Annotated in this window: 21 protein-coding genes; 15 read left to right on the top strand and 6 right to left on the bottom strand. The window is 69.8% G+C overall.

All coding sequences use genetic code 11. The features are described 5' to 3' along the window. The first annotated feature begins 137 nt into the window (after positions 1-137). A complete protein-coding gene (locus EXE58_RS20265; RefSeq protein WP_135266600.1) occupies positions 138-785 on the top strand; it encodes a CatB-related O-acetyltransferase in 648 nt (215 codons plus the stop codon). Here the strand turns inward: EXE58_RS20265 and EXE58_RS03515 are convergent. Continuing rightward, complete coding sequence (locus EXE58_RS03515) at positions 777-1,001, bottom strand: acyl carrier protein (protein WP_135266599.1); 225 nt, start codon at positions 999-1,001, stop codon at positions 777-779. The two genes, EXE58_RS20265 and EXE58_RS03515, sit on opposite strands and share 9 nt — an antisense overlap. Before the next feature lie 172 nt (positions 1,002-1,173). Here EXE58_RS03515 and EXE58_RS03510 point away from each other — a divergent pair, with 172 nt between their 5' ends. The 11 genes from EXE58_RS03510 (at position 1,174) to nadE (ending at position 10,536) form a co-directional block, all read left to right on the top strand. Beyond that, the gene (locus EXE58_RS03510) at positions 1,174-2,733 is read left to right on the top strand and encodes a class I adenylate-forming enzyme family protein (protein ID WP_244242406.1); all 1,560 of its coding nucleotides are present in this window, start codon (positions 1,174-1,176) and stop codon (positions 2,731-2,733) included. Then, positions 2,726-3,559 (top strand): hypothetical protein, encoded by an 834-nt coding sequence (locus tag EXE58_RS03505; protein ID WP_135266598.1) that lies wholly within the window; start codon positions 2,726-2,728, stop codon positions 3,557-3,559. The genes EXE58_RS03510 and EXE58_RS03505 overlap by 8 nt, the downstream gene beginning before the upstream one ends. Continuing rightward, complete coding sequence (locus EXE58_RS03500; RefSeq protein ID WP_167288661.1) at positions 3,552-4,022, top strand: holo-ACP synthase; 471 nt, start codon at positions 3,552-3,554, stop codon at positions 4,020-4,022. The genes EXE58_RS03505 and EXE58_RS03500 overlap by 8 nt, the downstream gene beginning before the upstream one ends. Continuing rightward, complete coding sequence (locus tag EXE58_RS03495; protein WP_135266596.1) at positions 4,019-4,270, top strand: PqqD family protein; 252 nt, start codon at positions 4,019-4,021, stop codon at positions 4,268-4,270. Before EXE58_RS03500 ends, EXE58_RS03495 begins: the two co-directional genes overlap by 4 nt. A 96-nt stretch (positions 4,271-4,366) precedes the next feature. Further along, on the top strand, positions 4,367-4,549 hold the full coding sequence (locus tag EXE58_RS03490; protein ID WP_135266595.1) for a lasso RiPP family leader peptide-containing protein: 183 nt from the start codon (positions 4,367-4,369) through the stop codon (positions 4,547-4,549). Between the two features lie 106 nt (positions 4,550-4,655). Continuing rightward, positions 4,656-5,849, top strand: coding sequence for an asparagine synthase C-terminal domain-containing protein (locus tag EXE58_RS03485; RefSeq protein WP_135266594.1), 1,194 nt, complete (start codon positions 4,656-4,658; stop codon positions 5,847-5,849). After that, on the top strand, positions 5,846-6,286 hold the full coding sequence (locus tag EXE58_RS03480; protein WP_135266593.1) for a lasso peptide biosynthesis B2 protein: 441 nt from the start codon (positions 5,846-5,848) through the stop codon (positions 6,284-6,286). The genes EXE58_RS03485 and EXE58_RS03480 overlap by 4 nt, the downstream gene beginning before the upstream one ends. Continuing rightward, positions 6,283-7,326 carry a phosphoenolpyruvate carboxykinase (ATP) gene (locus EXE58_RS03475; protein WP_135266592.1) on the top strand — a complete coding sequence of 348 codons (1,044 nt, stop codon included), beginning with the start codon at positions 6,283-6,285 and terminating at the stop codon, positions 7,324-7,326. Before EXE58_RS03480 ends, EXE58_RS03475 begins: the two co-directional genes overlap by 4 nt. After that, positions 7,323-7,541, top strand: coding sequence for a hypothetical protein (locus tag EXE58_RS03470; RefSeq protein WP_135266591.1), 219 nt, complete (start codon positions 7,323-7,325; stop codon positions 7,539-7,541). Before EXE58_RS03475 ends, EXE58_RS03470 begins: the two co-directional genes overlap by 4 nt. Further along, positions 7,541-9,556, top strand: a complete 2,016-nt coding sequence (asnB, locus tag EXE58_RS03465) for an asparagine synthase (glutamine-hydrolyzing) (protein WP_135266590.1) — start codon at positions 7,541-7,543, stop codon at positions 9,554-9,556. Before EXE58_RS03470 ends, asnB begins: the two co-directional genes overlap by 1 nt. Next, the gene (gene nadE / locus EXE58_RS03460) at positions 9,547-10,536 is read left to right on the top strand and encodes an NAD(+) synthase (protein WP_135266589.1); all 990 of its coding nucleotides are present in this window, start codon (positions 9,547-9,549) and stop codon (positions 10,534-10,536) included. Before asnB ends, nadE begins: the two co-directional genes overlap by 10 nt. A 51-nt stretch (positions 10,537-10,587) precedes the next feature. On the opposite strand, the gene EXE58_RS03455 is transcribed toward nadE, so the two are convergent. From EXE58_RS03455 to EXE58_RS03440, 4 genes are all read right to left on the bottom strand, one after another. Then, positions 10,588-12,486, bottom strand: coding sequence for an ABC transporter ATP-binding protein (locus EXE58_RS03455; RefSeq protein ID WP_244242404.1), 1,899 nt, complete (start codon positions 12,484-12,486; stop codon positions 10,588-10,590). A gap of 82 nt (positions 12,487-12,568) precedes the next feature. Further along, a complete protein-coding gene (locus tag EXE58_RS03450; protein WP_135266588.1) occupies positions 12,569-14,023 on the bottom strand; it encodes a sugar transferase in 1,455 nt (484 codons plus the stop codon). Positions 14,024-14,127: 104 nt separating this feature from the next. Beyond that, positions 14,128-14,817 carry a LuxR C-terminal-related transcriptional regulator gene (locus tag EXE58_RS03445; RefSeq protein WP_135266587.1) on the bottom strand — a complete coding sequence of 230 codons (690 nt, stop codon included), beginning with the start codon at positions 14,815-14,817 and terminating at the stop codon, positions 14,128-14,130. Then, entirely contained in the window at positions 14,798-16,246 is a 1,449-nt protein-coding gene (locus tag EXE58_RS03440; RefSeq protein WP_167288659.1) for a sensor histidine kinase, read from the bottom strand. Before EXE58_RS03440 ends, EXE58_RS03445 begins: the two co-directional genes overlap by 20 nt. A 304-nt stretch (positions 16,247-16,550) precedes the next feature. Here EXE58_RS03440 and EXE58_RS03435 point away from each other — a divergent pair, with 304 nt between their 5' ends. From EXE58_RS03435 to EXE58_RS03425, 3 genes are read left to right on the top strand one after another with little or no spacing between them, the layout of a single operon-like run. Continuing rightward, a complete protein-coding gene (locus tag EXE58_RS03435; protein WP_135266585.1) occupies positions 16,551-17,300 on the top strand; it encodes a helix-turn-helix transcriptional regulator in 750 nt (249 codons plus the stop codon). A gap of 25 nt (positions 17,301-17,325) precedes the next feature. Further along, positions 17,326-18,096 (top strand): 3'(2'),5'-bisphosphate nucleotidase CysQ, encoded by a 771-nt coding sequence (locus tag EXE58_RS03430; protein ID WP_135266584.1) that lies wholly within the window; start codon positions 17,326-17,328, stop codon positions 18,094-18,096. A 5-nt stretch (positions 18,097-18,101) separates the two neighbouring features. Then, positions 18,102-18,497 (top strand): VOC family protein, encoded by a 396-nt coding sequence (locus EXE58_RS03425; protein ID WP_135266583.1) that lies wholly within the window; start codon positions 18,102-18,104, stop codon positions 18,495-18,497. A 24-nt stretch (positions 18,498-18,521) separates the two neighbouring features. Here EXE58_RS03425 and EXE58_RS03420 read toward each other — a convergent pair whose 3' ends face one another. Then, on the bottom strand, positions 18,522-19,532 hold the full coding sequence (locus EXE58_RS03420; RefSeq protein WP_135266582.1) for a lytic transglycosylase domain-containing protein: 1,011 nt from the start codon (positions 19,530-19,532) through the stop codon (positions 18,522-18,524). Positions 19,533-19,554 lie beyond the last annotated feature (22 nt).

Here is a 19,554-nt window from a genome sequence, read left to right as displayed (position 1 = left end):
CCACCGATTTACCGGGGCGGCCACTCCCAGCGTCGCTACCATGTCGTCGCCGGGTCGGTGACAACCCGTGACACAACTCTTGAGGGCGAGGCAGATTCGTGAACGTTCGTGGTGCGGCGAGGCGCAAGCTCGGCCAGATGAAGCGCAGGATCCTGTTGCCGACGGCCAGGCGCCTGGACGAGCGCCCCGACCTCGCACAGTTCGAGATCGGGCGTTACTCGTGGGGACATCTGACAGTGGCCAATCGCAACCCCGGTTGTGTGCTCAAGGTGGGCCAGTTCTGCTCCTTCGCCTTCGGAACCGAGGTGTTCCTCGGCGGCGAGCACCGCACTGACTACGTGACGACCTACCGCTTCGGAAGCTATCCGCCATTCAACGAGACCTATGCGTCGGCGCACGCGCACAGCGCGGGTGCTCGTGGTGACATCACCATCGGCAACGACGTATGGATCGGGCACAGGGCGATGATCTTGTCGGGGGTGACGCTGGGTGACGGCGTGGTCGTGGGCGCTGGCAGCGTCGTGCGACAGAGCGCGCCGCCGTACGCCATCGTTGCTGGCAACCCAGCCAGGGTGGCGGGATTCCGATTTCCGCCGGAGCAGATCGAAGCGATGCTGCGGATCAAGTGGTGGGACTGGAGCGAGGACCGCATCGTCGCGGCGCTCGACCTCTTGATGTCGGAGGACATCCAGAGCTTCATCGACGCCTACGACGTCGCCGTCGAGGACAGCCCGCTGCCGCAGCAGCAGGGATCGGCGTCGAACGACGGCTCGACGTCAGGCTGAGGTGCTGGTCGCGCGCTTGCGCATGACGAACCGCGTCAGGTTCTCGATGCTGTCCAGGTTGGCCGGCAGCGTCTCGTCGTCGGCCACGACGACGCCCATGTCGGTCTCGAGGAAGTCGACGAGCTCCAGGACTCCGGTCGAGTCCACGAGGCCGGACTCGAGCAGCGAGTCGGTGAGATCAGGCATCTTCGACTCATCACCGAAGAGGAAGTTCATCAAAATGAAGGTGCGCACCTGGTCTAGAACACCTTGGTCCAGAACCTCATCGCGCATGAGTTGCTCGCTCAATCCGACTACCCCGTTCTAGGTATGAATGCCGATCGTCGGCGGTGATGCCCCCGTGAAAGAGCGTTGAATACGCTCTGGAGCAACGCAGTATATGGGGGAGATGATGAGTTCGCAGCCCGCGAATGCGAGTGAGTTCCTGCTGGACCAGGGGCGCTCGGAGGACGTGGCCGTCATCGATGCGACAGGTCACCACACCTACGCCGACCTGCGCCGTGCTGTGGCCCTCCAGTCGCGCCAGCTCCGGGCCTGGGGGCTCGCCCCCGGCTCCCGGGTGGGCCTGCTGGGAGCAAACTCGTTCTTCTGGGTCGCCAGCTACCTCGCCATCATGCGGACCGGCCACACGGCGGTGCCACTGGCTGCCGTCCTGACGCCCGAGGACGCCGTGAGCAAGATGGCCCACGTCGGGTGCGAGGCCCTCCTGATCGACGAGAGGTTGTCGCGTCGCTTCGCGTCCGTGCTCTCCGCTGCGCGTCGTACGGCGACGAGCACAGGCCTGCACGAGGCGTCGGCGAGCGACGCGAGCGTCGTCCTGGAGGAGGCCGCGCCACCCGCTGAGACGGCCGTGCTGGTCTTCACCTCGGGGACGACCAGCCGCCCGCGTGCAGTGCGGGTGGGCCACGACAACCTGGTGGCCAACACCTCCTCCATCGTCGCCTACCTCGAGCTGGCCCGCGACGATCGCATGCTCGTCGTCCTGCCCTTCTCCTACTGCTTCGGCGCCTCGCTGCTGCACACCCACCTCGCGGTCGGCGGCAGCGTGCGCATCTGCGAGACCCAGGCGTTCCCCGAGTCGATCATCGAGGCGATCGAGGGCGACGAGTGCACAGGCTTCGCCGGCGTGCCCTCGTCCTACCAGCTGCTCCTGCGTGCCAGCACCTTCGAGTCGCGACCGCTGCCCTCGTTGAAACACCTCCAGCAGGCGGGCGGCCGACTGCCCAACGCACAGGTCGAGCGGGTGGCCGCTGCCCAGCCGCACGCGCGCCTGTTCGTCATGTACGGCCAGACCGAGGCCACCTCGCGCCTCGCCTACCTCCCTCCCGCCTTCCTCTCCTCGAAGCTCGGGTCCGTCGGCCGCGCGATCCCCGGGGTCCACCTGCGCATCACCGACGAGACCGGCGCCAACGTGCCGGCCGGGACCGTGGGGGAGATCAGGGTCCGCGGCGAGAACGTCACCCACGGCTATTGGGAGGACCCCCAAGGCACCGCGGAGAAGTACGTCGACGGCGAGCTGCTCACCGGCGACTACGGTCGGATGGACGAGGACGGGTTCCTCCACGTCGTCGACCGGCGCGACGACTTCATCAAGTCGTGGGGATACCGGGTGTCCAGCCACGAGGTCGAGGACGCCGTGCTGGAGCTCGGCGGAGTCGCCGGCGCCGCGGCCGTGGGACGACCGGACGCCGAGGCCGGCGAAGCAGTCGTGCTGTTCGCCACTCTCCGCCCCGGGTGCGACCTGAGCGAGTCGCAGATCCGTGCGCACCTGCGGTCTCGGCTCGCGAAGCACCTCGTCCCTCAGGAGATCCAGCTCCTTGACGACCTCCCGCTGAACCAGAACGGGAAGGTGCTCAAGACCAGGCTTCGTGAGCTTGCGCGCTCGTCGGGAGCGAGCTCACGGGCTCACCTCGATCTCATCGAAACCGGAGGACCATCACATGCTTAAGCTGATCGTGGCCGCCATCGCCATGCTGGGGCTCGGTGTCGCGCTCGCCGTGGGAGCGGTCGTGTGGGAACGGCCCGCCGAAGGCGCTCCGTTCAGGACTCCGGAAGCAACGGACGCGGATCTGGAGCGAGTCGCCGCCAGCAAGGTCTTCTTCGGGCACAAGTCCGTGGGGTTCAACATCCTCGACGCCCTCCCGAGCGTCTACGAGTCGGAGGGTGCAGCGGCTCCGACGGTGGTCGAGTCGACCGAGCCACCGTCGGCTCCAGCACTGGTACACACGGAGATCGGTGAGAACGGCGACCCGTTGGGCAAGATCGCCAACTTCGACCGCATCATGCGCGAGGGAATGGCTGACGCGGTGGACGTCGCCGTCCTCAAGCTCTGCTACGTCGACCTCCGCTCTGGCGAGGTGGACGTCGACGAGGTGTTCACGGCCTACCGCGACACCTTGGCCGCGCTCAGCCGCGACTACCCGGACACGGCCTTCGTCGCCGTGACCTCGCCGTTGACCCAGGAGCGGGGCCCGCGTGCCAAGCTGAACGCTGCGATCGGTCGCGCGGACAGGTACGGCCCCGAGCACAACGCCCTCCGCGAGCGCTTCAACACCCTGGTCCGTGCCGAGTACACAGAGCCAGGTGCACTGTTCGACCTCGCAGCCGTCCAGTCGACCGATGCGAGCGGGGAGCGAGTCGCCTACTCCCGTGACGGCATGACGTACTACTCGATGGACGACGACTACGCGAAGGATCCGGGCCACCTCAACTCCAGCGGGGGTGCCGTCGCCGCCTCGGCGTTGGTCGCTGTGCTCGCCCAAGCGCTTGACTGAGGCAGCGGCGGGAGGTGTCGTCGGCGTGGGCGTGGACGTCGCGGCCACCGACCGCTTCGAGAGACTGTTGCGCAGGAACGCGCCACGGTTGTGGGCCCACTGGTACACCCAGGCAGAGGTCGAGGAGTGCCTTCGGCACCCGCGTCCCGCACTCGCGGCCACGGCTCGCTTCGCAGTGAAGGAGGCGACCTACAAGGCAGTGGGTGCGCGGTTCGTCCATGCGGTGCGCTGGTGCGACATCGAGGTGCTCGGGTCCGGGCCGGGGTGGCAGGTGTCGCTGAAAGGTGAGGTCGCCGCGCAAGCCACGGTGGCAGGTGCTCAGAAGCTCCATGTCACCACTGACGAGACAGCCGACCGGGTCATCGCGGTGGTCATCGCCCGGGGCAGCCAGTCAAAATCCGAGCGCGCGCCGTCGCCACCGACCTACGCTTCGCCACAGTCGATGAAGGGGGACCGATCATGAGGTTGCGCGACGAGAACCTGGTGCGGCGCGAGATCGACGGCGAGACCGTGCTGCTCGACCTGGCCACCTCGACCTACTTCTCGAGCAACACGACAGGCACCTTCCTCCTCCGGCTGCTCGCCGAGGACCGGGAGCGAGAGTTCCTCGTCGCCGAGCTCGCTCGGGAGTTCGGGCTCGACGCCCAGGAGGCTGCCGCGGACGCGGACGCCTTCGTGGCCGAGCTCGTCGAGCAAGGCCTGCTGGTGTGAACGCCACCCAGCGCACTTCTCCTGTGGATTGGGTATGCCCCACGCTGCTGTGCGGCCCTACGCTGGAACGCAACCACAAGGAGAGCGGGGAACACGATGCACCCTTACGAATCACCGAGCCTCACCAGGATCGGGACCGTGGCCGAGCTGACTCAAGGCCAGATCTTCGAGCAGGGGCAGGACAGCCTGAGCTGGATCCCGATCATCGGTCACATCTTCGGGACGGCGAGCCCCAGTCCGACGCCGGGTCCCGGTGGCGGAGGCGGCTTCGGCTCCTGACCGGCGCGACGTGGGGGTGGGTCTGTCCTGCTCCCACGTCGTCGGCCCGCTCGTCGTGCGCCGCAGCGCCGCGTGACGTGCCGCTGAGCCACCGAGTCCAGTGGACATGACGACGCGTTCCGGAGACGCCGGCTTCTGGCGTCCCACGCCGTTCGAGATCGCCTCGAGCTGGGTCCACGGGCGAATCCCCCCGCCCGGCCCCGAGCCTGTGGAGACTCCAGGCCCGCGTGCAGCGTTCGAGGCTGCCATCATCCCTGCGCTCACCCTCGCTCCTTGCTTCGTGGCCTTCTCGGGTGGTCGCGACTCCTCCGCCGTGCTCGCGGTCGCCACCGACGTGGCGCGCCGCCACGGCCTCCCGGACCCGGTGCCGGTGACCGAGCTCTACCCCGGAATCCCGGAGTCCGACGAGTCCGAGTGGCAGGAGCTGGTCCTGTCCCACCTCGGACTGCGCGACTGGCTGCGACTCGAGTTCCCCCAGGGCAACGACTTCCTCGGCGGCGAGGCCCAGGCGTCCCTGCGCCGTCGCGGCCTCATCTGGCCGGCCGCGCTCCACGTCAAGGCCACCGTCCTCGACCGGATCGGCCAGTCCGGCACCCTACTCACCGGGGAGGGTGGCGACGAGGTGCTGGGACGCCGTCGCGGCGCGCAGGTCAGCCGTCTGTGGCGACGCTCGACAGCTCGGGTCGGTGCGAGTGACCTGCGTTCGGCCCTCTCGACGTTGTCGCCCGAGCCCCTCCGACGGTGGCGTGGTCGCGTGCGGCTGGACGGGGCCGAGATGCAGCCGTGGCTGCGTCCAGCGGCACGCGCTCGCCACCACCGGTTGCTGGCCGCCGACCTCGCCAGCGAGCCACTCTCGACCTCGGAGTCGTTGCGGTGGTTGCTGACCCGTCGCGCCGCAGCGATGGCCTCGCACAACTACACGACCATCGCAGCCGAGCACGGACTCGCCCTGCACGAGCCCCTCCTCGACCCGGGATTCGTCCACGCGCTCGCCGCGGCTGCTGGCAGGTGGGGCTTTGCCTCGCGCACCGACGCCATGCGCGCGATCTTCGGCGACCTGCTGCCGGACGCGATCCTCGCGCGGCGCGGCAAGGCCTACTTCAACAGAGCTTTCATGGGCGAGGAGACCCGAGCCTTCGCAGAGTCCTGGGACGGCAGCGGCCTCGACCCTGAACTTGTCGACCCGGCGGTCCTCCGCGCCGAGTGGCTCTCGCCGTTCCCCTCCGCGATATCCACACCCCTCCTGCAGGCTGCGTGGCTCGCCTCGACGACACCCCAGCACCAGGGGCTGGGCCGATGAGCGGCCCTCGTCTGTCCGTGCACGGAGTCGGTGTGTCCGACCTCGGTCGGACCGCCGTCGCGTTCCTGCTCGCCGCGGTGGTCGAGGTCGGGCTCCACACGCTCCGGCTGCCCCGTCTCTCCCGACTGCTCGGCGTCCCGCTGGACATCGACCCACAGCGCGACATCGAGGTCACCGCGCCGGTCATCGTGCCCCGCTGGGCTCGTCGCCGGCTCAGGGCAACTCGGAGGGCGCTGCGCTACTGGCCGTTCGGCGACAGCTGCTTGAGGCTGGCCCTCGTCGGCGGGTGCCTGGTGCGTCGACTGGACCCGGTCCTGCGCATCGGCGTGGCCAAGCACGACGGGGAGTTCAAGGCGCATGCCTGGCTCGAGATCGGTGGGCTGAGCCTCGACCCCGCGTCCGTCGACTTCGCGCCCGTCGAGAGCGTGCGGGCATGACTCCCCACGGCACGTCCGCGCAGCCGGGCCGGACCGGGGGAGAGCAGTTGTGCAGGCTCTACGGGCTCGACATCGCATCGGAGCTGGACCTACATGCTCGTCGGGAGAAGGCAACCAGTGGCGTCGACGTGCACGTCTGCCTCGGGGAGACTGTGTCCGCCTCGACGACGGTGCCCCCGGGGGACCTCATGGCCCAGTGGTCCACCGACTCGGGGCTGGTGGCCAGCTTCGTGCGCCGTCCCGATGCCAGCCACCTGCTCCGGTTCGAGTCGACGTGCGACGTCACGATCGACAGCCGCGCCGAGCACGTCACCGTGCACATGGTCGAGGGTGTCCCCGAGACGATGGGCGGTGTGCTCGTGGGTGGGACCGTCCTGTCCTACCTGCTCCTGCTGCGCGACGAGGTGGTGCTCCACGCAAGCGCCGTCGACATCGGTGGGCGGGCGATCGCTTTCGTGGGATCGTCGGGGATGGGCAAGTCGACCATGGCGACCTTGATGTGCCGTGACGGCGGTCTGCTCATCACGGACGACGTCCTGAGGGTGACGCGGGACGAGGATGGCGTCGACCGCTGCGCCCTCGGTGCCACCGAGCTGAGGCTGCGAGCAGCCGCGTCGGGGCTCGCGGACCAGTTCGCGGAGGGCGGCTCGCACCGGTCGACAGCCGACGACCGGCGAGCTCTGAGCGTGCCGGTGTGCACCGACGAAGGACTCCCTCTGGCAGCCCTGTTCATCCCCAGGCCGCGACGCGCCAGCCCGGAGCTGAGCCTCACCCGGCTCCACACGGCCGCGGCGGCGTTGAGCCTGCTCAGCTTCCCGCGGATCCTCGGGATCCGTGACTCGCGCCTGCTTGCCCGCCAGTTCGAGCAGATGACCGACCTCGCCGAGCGGGTGCCGGTCTTCCTCGCCGACGTCCCGTGGGGCCCGCCGTTCCAGGACAACCTGTCCGAGACCCTGCTCGCAGCCCTGGACGAGGAGATCGGTGAGCGCGCAACGACGGGCGGGGCGATGGACGCGCCCCAGGACGTGGAGATGCGATGACCCACGAGGACATGACCCTGAGCGAGCAGCTGCTCCGCGAGTGCGCCGCCATCCCGGTCGACACCGACGACGGTGAGCTGACGGCGATCGCGATCGCCATCCACCTGGAGGAGTCGCTGGGGTGCGTCGTCCCCGCCGACCGACTCGACCGCGACCACCTCGTGCCGTCCGTCGCCCTCGAGCGGACCGTGCGTGAGCTGAGAGGCGAGAGCTGATGTGCGGCATCGCAGGCATCCACAGCCCGTCCGGACGCCCGGACACCGACCTGCTCCAGCAGATGATGACTGCACTGAGTCACCGAGGTCCTGACGGCAGCGGCTACTACCGTGACTCCGAGGTGGCACTGGGTCACACCCGGCTCGCGATCATCGACCCCAACCTCGGCGTGCAGCCCATGTGCGGCGAGCGCGAGGACGTCTGGGTCACGTTCAACGGCGAGATCTTCAACTACGTCGAGCTGCGTGCACAGCTGGTCGACCGTGGTCACGACTTCCGTACCCGCAGCGACACCGAGGTCATCGTGCACGCGTGGGAGGAGTGGGGGCCCGACTGCTTCGAGCGCTTCAACGGGCAGTGGGCGCTCGCGATCTGGGACCGTCGTACCTCTGAGCTGGTGCTGTCCCGCGACAGGCTCGGGGTGCGCCCGCTCTACTTCACGAGGGTGGGTCGTGACCTGGTCTTCGCCTCCGAGGTCAAGGCGCTGTTCGCCCACCCGGGAGTCACTCGCTCGTTCGACCCGGTGGGACTGGACGAGGTGTTCACCTTCTGGTCGACCGTCGCGCCGCGCACGGTCTTCGCCGGCGTCGAGCAGCTCGTGCCGGGGACGTTCATGGTCGTCCGGGACGGGCTCGTGGACGAGGCCCGCCCCTTCTGGCAGCCCTCCTTCCCCGAGCGTGGAGCCGGTCGGGGCGCCGACCTCGACGAGAACGCCGCCGGTCTGCGCGAGCGCCTGATCGAGGCCACCCGGCTTCGTTTCGAGCGCAGCGACTTCCCTGTCGGGGCCTACCTCTCGGGCGGCATCGACTCAGCAGTCACCGCCGGCATCATCCGCGACTTCACCGATGCGGACCTGCACACGTTCTCCCTGCGGTTCGCCGACGCCGAGTACGACGAGGGTGGGCACCAGGCACTGATGACCCGCCGCCTGGGCACGACCCACCGCGACATCGTCGTGTCTCCTCGCGACATCGGGGAGGTGTTCCCCGATGTGGTCCGGCATGCCGAGACCCCGCTCCTGCGGACGGCCCCGGCCCCGATGTACCTGCTGTCCGGCCTGGTTCGCGAGTCCGGCTTCAAGGTGGTGGTCACCGGCGAGGGCTCCGACGAGGTGCTGGCCGGCTACGACATCTTCCGGGAGGCGAAGGTCAGGGAGTTCTGGTCGAGAGATCCTTCGTCCCCGGTCCGGGCCCGTGCGGTCGAGCTGCTCTATCCATGGCTTGACCGCAACCCCAACCAGGCCCCGGCGTTCGCGCGGAGCTTCTTCGGGCGGAACCTCGACGCGACCGATCCGGCCCTCTCGCACCGACCCCGCTGGGACAGCACCGCGGCGCTGAAGGCGATGCTGCGCCCGGCATGGAGAGCGGAGTCGTCCGACGCCGCTGCCAGGCTGCTGGACAGGATGCCGGCGGAGGCCGCAGGGTGGGACGGTCTCTCACGCGCACAGTGGCTCGAGATGACCACGCTGCTGCCGGGATACATCCTGGCGTCCCAGGGGGACCGGATGCTGATGGCGAACTCCATCGAGGGACGGTTTCCCTTCCTCGACGCCAACGTGGTCGAGTTCGCGGGCCAGCTCCCGGCGCGCCAGAAGATCCTGGGGCTGGACGAGAAGCACCTTCTCAAGCGCGCCTTCCGCGACATGCTCCCGCCCGAGATCGTCGCCCGGCCCAAGCAGCCCTACCGAGCCCCTGACGCGGCGGGGTTCGTGGGTGCCGGGGCTCCGAGCTGGGTCGCTGAGGCCACGTCCCCGGAGGCCGTCGAGGCAGCGGGCGTCTTCACCCCGGTGGTGGTCCAGTCCCTCCTCGAGAAGGCGCGGCGCTCACGCGGCAGGGCCCTCTCCAACACCGATGGCATGCGCCTGTGCGCCGTGCTTTCGGTCCAGCTGCTCCACCAGCAGTTCCTGGGCGACCGGGCCGCTGGCCCGGAGCGCATCGGGGCCCCGGCCGACCCGCCACGACCCATGACCACCTTCGACCAGCTAGAAACCCAGAGGAGAACAGCATGTCGGTAGCCTTCGGACCGGGCGTCTTCGCATTCGACGAGGAGGCCGAGGTCGCTCGCATCAGCGAGATGATCCGCACCTACCTGATGCGCAACAAGCGCAAGGGTGCCGTGGTGGCGGTGTCGGGTGGAATCGACTCGAGCGTCGTCGCGGCGCTCTGCGTGCGCGCCATCGGCCCGGAGCGCGTGTTCGGCCTGCACATGCCGGAGTCGGAATCCTCCGACGAGACGCTGGGCTTCAGCCGGAGCCTCACCGACTCCCTGGGCATCGACTCGGTGCTGGAGGACATCTCACCCATCCTCGACGCCGCCGGTTGCTACCGCCGACGCGACGAGGCCATCCGTCGTGTGGTCCCCGACTACGGACCGGACCACAAGTCCAAGATCGTGCTGCCCAGCGTGGTCGACTCCGACTCGCTTCGCCTCTACTCGGTCGTGGTGGAGTCGCCGGACGGCACCCAGAGCACCCACCGGTTGACCGTCGACGCCTACCTGCAGATCGTCGCCGCGACCAACTTCAAGCAGCGCACGCGCAAGATGCTTGAGTACTTCCACGCGGACCGGCTCAACTACATCGCCACGGGCACGCCCAACCGGCTGGAGTACGACCAGGGGTTCTTCGTCAAGCTCGGCGACGGCTCGGCCGACGTCAAGCCGATCGCCCACCTCTACAAGACGCAGGTCTACGCGCTCGCGGCCCACCTCGGGGTTCCTCGCGAGATCCAGGAGCGCCCGTCGACGACCGACACCTACTCGTTGCCGCAGTCGCAGGAGGAGTTCTACTTCTCCCTGCCCTACGACCGCATGGACCTCTGCCTCTACGCGCTCAACAACGACGTGCCGATCGAAGCCGTCGCCGAGGCAACGGGGCTCACCACCGAACAGGTGGAGCGCGTCTACCGCGACATCGAGCAGAAGCGCCGCACCACGGCCTACCTGCACGAGCCCCCGGTACTGGCAGTGCCGGTGGACGAGGTGGGACACCACTGACGCGTTCCGTCGCGGCTCTCCGCTGGCCGGTTCGTCGGGCCGGGGCTGGTGTCAGCCGTCGGCGGGATTGCCGGTCGTGCCGGTGACTGCACCCGCGCCGGCGCCCGCACCCGCGATGTCGGTGTGGGACTGCAGCTTGTAGAGGTCGGCATAGAGCCCGTCTGCAGCCACCAGCTCAGCGTGCGTCCCCTGCTCGGCCACGGTCCCCGAGTCGAGGACGATGATCCGGTCGGCACCGCGGACGGTGGAGAACCGGTGTGAGATGAACAGCGCGGTGCGCCCGTCCAGCACCTCGCGCAGCGTGCTGAACAGCGCGTGCTCGGCTCGCGGGTCGAGCGCGGAGCTGGGCTCGTCCAGGATCACGAGAGGTGCGTCACGGAAGAACGACCGCGCCAGGGCGACTCGCTGCCACTGACCTCCGGAGAGGTCGATCCCGCCCACGAACAAGCGCGAGAGGAGGGTCTCGAAGCCTTCGGGCAAGGCGTCGAGCACGCTCTCCGCACCTGCGGCCCGGGCCGAGGCCCGCACGCGCTCAGGAGAGGCGGGCAGCTCGACGCGTCCGACGGCGATGTTCTCCGTGCCGGTGAACGCGTAGCGGACGAAGTCCTGGAAGGTCACGCTGACCTGGTCGCGCAAGCTGGCGGGACGGAAGCCGGAGATGTCCGCGCCGTCCCACGTGATCCGTCCCGCGGCGGGTTGGTAGAGGCCGGCGAGCAGCTTGGCCAACGTGGTCTTGCCAGAGCCGTTCTCGCCCACCAGGGCGACGATCTCACCCGCGCGAAGCTCGAGGTCCACCCCACACAGCGCCTCCGCGGTCGACCCCGGGTAGGCGAAGCGCACGTCCTCGACGCGGATGGTGTCGAAGGACGTGGGAGCCTCCGACCCCCGAGTCTGCTCGAGAGCGGGCACGCCGAGGTCGAGGAACGCGTCGAGGTCGTCCAGGAAGAGTCCGGACTCGAAGATCTGCTGCACTCCTCGGAACAGCCCTTGGACCTGGCTGGCCAGCATCCGGATCGCGATGATGGCGGCACCGGCTCCGGCCACGCCGATCGCCCCGCGAGAGATCAGCCACACCAGGAACAGCAGGGTGCCGCCCAGGACGAGCGCTGAGCCGAGCTGGCCGAGGACGCTGAGGATCGTACGTCGCACGGCATGGCGTCGCAGTGCGTGCAGGTAGCTGTCGTAGATCGCGTCGAACCTCGAGCGGAGCCACTCGCCCAGGCCGAAGGCGCGGACCTCCTTCGCCTCCTCGCGACCGGTCTGGAGCAGCGCGAGGTAGGAGCGCTGCCTCAGGACCGGCGTCTGACCGACAGAGAAGTCGAACTCGAGCCGCGACTCTCGCCTGCTTGTGACCAGCAGCGGGATCCCGCCGACGACGACGAGGGCGAGCAGGACGGGGGAGACGCTGGCCAGTGCCAGGCCGAGCCCGACGCTCGCCACGGCTGCACCAGCCATCGACAACAGGCCCTGTGTCACCTGGTAGGGCCGCGTGACCGCGTTGGTCTGGACGCGGTTGAGGTGGTCGTAGAACTCTGGCGACTCGAAGTGGGCCAGGTCGACACCGGTGGCCACCCGGAGCACGCGTGTCCACATCCTCCGTGCCACCAGCTCACCGAGAAAACGCTGGAGCTGCCCCTGGAGCGCACCGGCAACGGCCGTGAATGCAGTCAGCCCTGCCAGCAGCAGCACCGGTGCGACGGCGCCTTCGAAGTCGGCGCGTTCGTCGGCAGCCAGGACGGCGGACAGCACCCACTGCACAGCGAGCACCTGCAGGCCCAGGGCCACGGCCGACAGGGCCTGGAGCACGACCAGGATCACGAACGGCCTGCGGCCTGAGGACCACACCATCGCCAGGCTCGTCCCGATGAGTCGCGTGAGGCGTCCCAGCGACTTGGGCTGGGAACGGGCCGCCGCGCGGAGGGCCACCGGGTCGCGTGGATCGGCCGACACGGTCAGGCACCGACGACGGTGGGTGGCATGCGGGACAACCTATCCAAGAGCGACTCCGTCGATACCGGAACGGCGAGGAAGATCAGTAGGCGCCGCGCTGGCCCAGGACGGCTCCCACGGTGCGGCGCAGGATGTCCAGGTCCAGGGCGAGGGACCAGTTGTCGACGTACCGGACGTCGAGTCGCACCGACTCCGCCCATGACAGGTCCGAGCGCCCCGACACCTGCCACAGGCCGGTGAGACCGGGCCTCACGGCGAGCCTGCGCCGAGGATCGAAGTCGTAGTTCTCCACCTCTGCCGGCAGCGCAGGGCGCGGGCCGACCAGCGCCATGTCGCCGCGGACCACGTTCCACAGCTGGGGCAGCTCGTCCACCGAGTAGCGACGCAGCCACGCCCCCACCGCGGTGACCCTGGGGTCGGACCGCAGCTTGAACAGCACGGCGTCGACCTCGTTGTCCCTCTCCAGGCTCTCGCGCACGTCCTCCGCGCAGGCGACCATGGTGCGGAACTTGTACATGGTGAACGGCTTGCCGTCGCAGCCCACCCGGGTCTGGCGGAAGATCGCAGGACCGGGGGAGTCGCGACGGATCACGAGCGCCAGGACCATCAGGAGCGGTAGCAGCGCCACGACGGCGACCAGGGAGACCGAGCGTTCGACAGCGGACTTGAGGAACCGTCGTGGGCCGCTGGTGGGTGCCGGCCGCACATGCAGGAGGTCCATCCCCGCTCCCTGGACGACGGACATGCGCGTCGTGGTGACGTCCAGCAGCCCGGTGCCGACGTAGACGTGGACGCCGGTGCTTGCGGCCTGCCACTGCAGGCGACGCAGAACGGCAGCCGGCATCTCGTCGCTGGGGAGCATCAGCACGGCGTCGGCCGCGTGCATGTTCGCGACCGTCACGGCGTCGGAGACACCGACGTGGACCGGCACGCTGCCGAGCCCGGAGGAGGGTTGGGGCGTGCACGCGGCGACGATGTCGTACCTCCCGGCGGAGGTGAGCTCGGTGGTCGCCTGCTGGACGTGGTCGAGGCTGCCTGCCAGGACGAGGCGCGTGCGGACCTGCCGTGGAAGAAGGACACACAGTCCCAGGGAGGATCCCGTCATTGCCAGGACCGTCGGGGCCAGCACCTCGGGTGCGGCGACGGAGCCGGCGAGGGGGAAGGCCACCCAGCAGCACAGGCCCAGGACGGCGCCCGCCCGAAACACGCGTCCTGCACGTCGCGAGAGCGGTTCGGGAACGGCCCGGTAGGTGTAGCGCCCAGCGCCGGCGAGCAGCGCTGGCCAGGCCAGCGTTAAGGCCAGGCCCGCCAGCTCGATGCCCGTGAGGAGCAGCTGGAGGCACACGACGACCGCCGTCGCGGCGAGAAGGTCTCCCGCGGGCAACAGCCACTGCGGAGCGCGCGCCCGGGAGTGGCGCGGAGCGGCAACCGGAGCGACGGTGCCCGCCCGGTCCGCCAGCGGAACCCGCGGGGCAGGTGGCCTGGGGGAAGCAGCGATCAGGTCGCGCACCGAGGGTGCAGCGGTGACCTCGGTCATCGACTACCCCCTCTTGGTTCCCCGACCAGCACTTGGCCCGAGCCTATGAAGCGAAGGTCCGCAGGGCATGCCGCAAATGCGGCAAAGCCGTGCCCGGGGGCACTTCAGCCGTGGTGTCGCCAGCCGACGTGGTTGGCGAGCCCGACGGCGGCCAGCTGCGAGGACACCTCGAGCTTGGCCAGGATGGACTTGACCTGCGTGCGCACCGTGGCCTCGGCGACGACGCTCGCGCGGGCGATGTCGCGGACGCTCTGGCCCTCGATGAGGTTGTCGAGCACGGACCTCTCGCGAGGGGTGAGCTTCTCGAGACGACCGCGCATGTGTTCGGTGGCCTGGCGCTCGTTGCGCCAGGCGTCGAGGAGCGACTCGAGCTCCTCGCGTGTCATGACCGGCAGGCCCTGGTGGAGCCGGCGGACCGTCGCCAGGGTGTCCTGGAGCTGCCCGCCCTTCGACAGGACCTTGCGCGCACCCTGCTTGACGCAGGCCCCCCAGCGACCGCGGTCGCTGGAGGCGGTCACGACCACGACGTTCGCCCCGGCCCGCGCCAGCGGGCTGATCAGGGCCATGCCGTCACCGAACCTCCCCAGGTCGAGGTCCAGCAGCACGGTGCGGGGATTGGCCCGCAGGGCGGAGGACCGCAGTGTCGCCATCGACCCGCCGTCGTCGGGGAGCGCCAGTCGGCGCACGTCGTAGCCCTCGAGCGACAGCGTGAGCTCGAGCGACTCGGCGAAGAGGCGGTGGTCCTCGATGATCAGGACCCGGTGCTTGGACCGGCTAGCTCCGAGCTGCGTCACGGTCGTACTCCTCTGACCGGCGTGCGGCCGGCAGCCGAATGACGAACGAGGAACCGATGGACGGTTCGTCCAGGGTGATGGTGCCGCCCTGCTCCGTGACCAGGCGTCGCGCGAGGTTGAGCCCGATGCCCTGCCCTGGGGAGTCGGAGCGGCCGACGCCCCAGTCGAACACCCGGTCGCGCAGGTCGGCGGGAATTCCCGGACCTTCGTCGCTGACGCGGATGCGTACGACGTCCTCGGACGGGTCGGACTGCACGGCCACCCTGCTGCCAAGGCCGCCCCCGTGCGAGGCGGCGTTCTCGAGGAGGATGTTGACTGCCTCGGCGACAGCGTCGAGACGGCCCTCCACGCGGGCGCCGCTGGGCTCCCACTCGATGGTGCGGCCGCGTGCCCTGTGGAGCGCGAGGAGGGTGTCGAGGAGCTCGTCGACGTCGACCGTGCTCGGCTCCGTCGGGGTCATCGAGATGACGCGCTCGAGACGGCTCAGCTCGGCATGGATGGTGAGCTCGAGGCGTTCGCGCACGTCGGGCGCGACGGCCGCGTCGTTGAGGAGCCGCGTGGCGCTGGACAGACCGGCGACGATGCTCCTGGCTTCGTGCAGGCGCTCCTTGGCTCCACGTGAGGCCGTCTCGATCTCGAAGAGGGAACCCTCGAGGGCGGTGGCGCGCCTCCGCTGGGCCTCGTCCGTCTCGCGAAGCAGGAGGAAGGTGGCACTGGCCCAGAGGACACCTGCCGTGGTCAGCACGGCTGCACTGACCAGCTCCGCCGTGGTGTTGCCGACGCCCCCCAGCCCGACGACGTGGCCGACGCCGACCATGGCCATCGTCAGGGCCAGGCGCCAGCGGGCCCAGTAGGGCAGGCGGCCGTTCATCATGACGGCGCCGCTGATGACGAGGTGTCCCACGACGACGACGGCGGCGAGCACGTCGACCCGTGGGTGAGGCCATGCCGCTCCGACCGCGAGGCCCCCGATGCGCAGGGCGCAGAGCGCCAGGACCAGCAGCGCACCGAGGAGCATCGGGTTGGGCATCCGGTGCGCCTGAGTGCGCAACGCGGTCACGCTCAGGGCGAGGATGACCACCATGGCGATGCCTTCGTGGAGAAGGGCCCAACCCCCGTCAAGCGCGACCTCGTGCCGCGGGTCGATGACGACGCCTGCATTGAGGAACGCCTGGCCGCTGACCACCACGACCGCAGTGACGATCCAGCCCTGGCGCGGGTCCGTCGTCGTACGCCACTGGACGTAGGAGAGTGTCGCCGCGACCAGCAGCAGGATCCCCGCGACGATGCCTGCGGCCATGGCCGCCATGGTCATCGACCCGAGACCCTCGGCGTCGGGTGAGTAGAGCAGCACGGCTCCGACCGGAAGTGCTGCTATCGAGAACATCAGGGCGGACTCCGAGAAGCCGCCGAACGCTCGATCGTGCATGACTGTGCTCATACTTCTAATGCCCCCCAGCATTTGTTTCCCCCAAAGCTCGGTGCTTCCCAGCACCTACCCGCAGATCCCCGAGGAACACGAGCCGCAGCGGGCCTCCGACTCGATTCGGATACTGTCGCGCGGTACCGCAATTGAGGCAAGACTGGACTAGGCCAATCCCAGCCCGGTGACGACTGTGATCTCGCTCTCGCCGATCCCCAATTGCGAGCACCTTCATGCTCCCCGAGGACGTGGGGGCGACTCCACCGCAAGAGTGAGGGTCGCTGGATTCCGCACTACTCCGGGGAGACGAATGATCGCGCGCGCAGCGGCAGGGGCCCCGACCCGACCCGGCACTGACGTCGCCGTGGCGGTGCGGTCACGTCACCTCCTCGTCGCCCAGGCTGTCGGGGCGGCCCTGCTGCGGCGACGAGTCTCGGCACGGGTGCTGCCGTGGGTGACGCGTCCCCAGCCGCAGACCGACGCCTTCGGTGACGTCGTGCTCGCGCTCGACGAGCTCGACTCCCGTGCCGCCGTCGACTCGCTCTGCGCATTCGTGCGGTCGTCGGAGATCCCCGTGCTCGTCCTCGCCGGCAGGCCGGAGGGCGCTGCGTGGGGAGGGATCCTCGATGCCGGCGCTGCCGAGGTGATGCCCAGCGCCACGTCCCTCGACGAGGTCGAACGTGCACTGAGGCGAGTGTCAGCGAGCGAGCCGATCATGCCTGCCGAGGCCAGGAGCGCCTTGACCTCGCGATGGAGGGAGTGGCTGACCGAGCAGGACCTGGTCGAGAAACGCCTCGCGTCGCTCTCTCCACGCGAGTCCAGCGTGCTGGGGATGCTCGCCGAGGGGCTCACGGTCGTCGAGATAGCTGCACGCCTCGGTGTCACGGAGTCGACGGTTCGCAGTCATGTGAAGGCACTGCGACGCAAGCTGCGTGCAGACTCCCAGCTCGCCGCCGTCGCCACGGCACGACGTTTCGCCGCCGGTCCTGATGTCGGGCTCGGGGCCGGTCCTGATGCCGGGCTCGCCGCCGTCGGCCCCGAAGTGCCGCGGCAGAGGTGATCCGGGCGTCGATAGGGTTGCGCGCATGACTGATCCGAGCGCTCTCGACGACCACGCCTTCGCCGTCTGGGCGGCCGAGCAGGCGGGTGCCGCCCTGCTGGAGGTGCGCGGCTCCGCGGCCGGCTCCGGGCTCAGCGGCAAGGACCTGAAGAACGCCGGCGACGCCGCCGCCCAGGAGGTCCTCGCTCGCGTGCTCGTCGAGCACAAGCCCGACGACGCCGTGCTGAGTGAGGAGGCCGAGGACGACCACGTGCGGCTCGACGCCCGACGGGTGTGGATCATCGACCCGCTCGACGGGACCCGCGAGTTCTCCGAGCCCCCGCGTGACGACTGGGCGGTGCACGTCGCCCTCTGGGAGGACGGCGAGCTCGTCGCCGGGGCCGTCGCCCAGCCCGAGCTCGGAGAGACCTTCAGCACCGCCATCCCGCGCGTGGTGCCGCCGCGCACGTCCGAGAGGCCCCGGATCGCCGTGAGCCGCACGCGGCCGCCGGCCTTCGTCGCGGCGCTGGCGGAGGAGCTCGACGCGGAGCTGGTCCCCATGGGGTCGGCCGGGGTCAAGGTGATGAGCGTGGTGCGCGACGTCGCCGACGCCTACGTCCACGCCGGCGGCCAGTACCAGTGGGACAACGCGGCGCCGGTCGCGGTCGCCCGTGCGGCAGGGCTGCACTGCTCGCGCGTCGACGGGTCGCCACTGGTCTACAACGAGGCCGACACCTCGCTGCCCGACCTGGTCGTGTGCCGTCCGGAGCTCGCCGACCAGATCCTCGACTTCGTGAAGCGCCACGGCACAGACTGAGGACCATGACCTCCTTCGTCGCGCACACCACCGTCGACTGCCACGACGCCTACGAGCTCTCGGAGTGGTGGAAGCAGCTGCTCGGCTACGCCGACGTCGAGGGCGATCCCAACGAGCCCGGTCACGAGGAGTGCATGATCCTCGACCCCGACACCGGTCACGCGATCCTCTTCATCGAGGTCCCCGACGCCGAGCTGCCTGCCAAGCGCATCCACTTCGACCTCCGCCCGCGGCAGGGGACCAGGGATGCCGAGATCGAGCGGGTGCGCGGCCTCGGGGCCGTCGAGGTCGACGACCAGCGCGGCCAGTACGGCCCCGGCACCGGGTGGGTGGTCTTCGCCGACCCCGAGGGCAACCAGTTCTGCATCCTGCGGTCGCAGGAGGAGATCGACGCCTCCTGATCGATGCCTCCTGATCGACGCCTCCTAGGGGAGCCGCTCGGGGTGTCGCCGCAGGTACGACGCCACGCTCACGGGCTGTCGACGCTCGTAGCCGGTCGGCAGCCAGACGCTGCCGCGCCGCGTGAGGTAGTAGACCTGCCAGGCGAGGTAGCCACGGAGCTGACGGGGGTCGCGACGCATCACCTCCGCGTGGTGGGTGACGCCGCGGACGTAGGCCCACGAGTTGTTGTAGCGCCACAGCGCGGCTCCCTTGTCGCGGGCGAAGCCGTTGGCGCGCAGCAGCCTCGCGGCGGCCAGGATCGCGTCGTGGGCGTTGTTGATGTCGCCACCCTCGCCGTAGATGTCCCACGTGGTGGGGATGAACTGCATCGGACCCTGTGCCCCGGCGACCGAGGTTCCGCGGATCCGGCCCATCGCGGTCTCGACCAGGTTGATCGCGGCGAGGTACTCCCAGTCGACGCCGTAGCGCCGCTCGGCCTCGCGGTAGCTGCGCAGCAGGACCTCGGCCGGAGCCGGGTCGACGATCCGCCACGCGGGGAGCTCGCTGGCCAGGTCACGGTCCGAGGTGGGGTGCATCGAGCGGAACTCGTGCCGGGCGGCCACCCCTGCCCGCACGTGCTTCCTCAGCCGGGCCGGCAGCAGGCCCAGGACGCGCGGCAGCCAGCGGCGATGGGAGGCGATCTCGCGGACCACGAGCTGCTCGGTGTGACCGGCGGCGGTGAGCAGGGCGCGATCGGGGTCGTCCGAGCGGATGACTGCCTGGGCGGCCTCCACCATCGCGGCGGCCTCGCGTGGCGTGCGCGGCCGGGAGGGCGCGCCGTCGAGCGCCGGCTGCAGCTCGGTGGGTACGACACCGGCGCGCGATGGCGCGGGGGAGCCGGCGGTCTCAGGAGCGGCCGCCCCGCTGATGGCGGACGGTCCGCCGGAACCGGGGGTGTCGTCCCCCGGTTGCGTCGACCCGCCGCAGGCGGTGACGAGGACGGCGCACGCGGTCGTGGTGAGTGCGGCGCGTCGCAGGCGGGACCGGAGGAACATTCCTCCACTGTCACACAGGACG

Source organism: Nocardioides seonyuensis (assembly GCF_004683965.1).
Classification (GTDB): domain Bacteria; phylum Actinomycetota; class Actinomycetes; order Propionibacteriales; family Nocardioidaceae; genus Nocardioides; species Nocardioides seonyuensis.
Note: the sequence above shows the minus strand (reverse complement) of the source record. Positions and strands in the feature narration are given on the sequence as shown.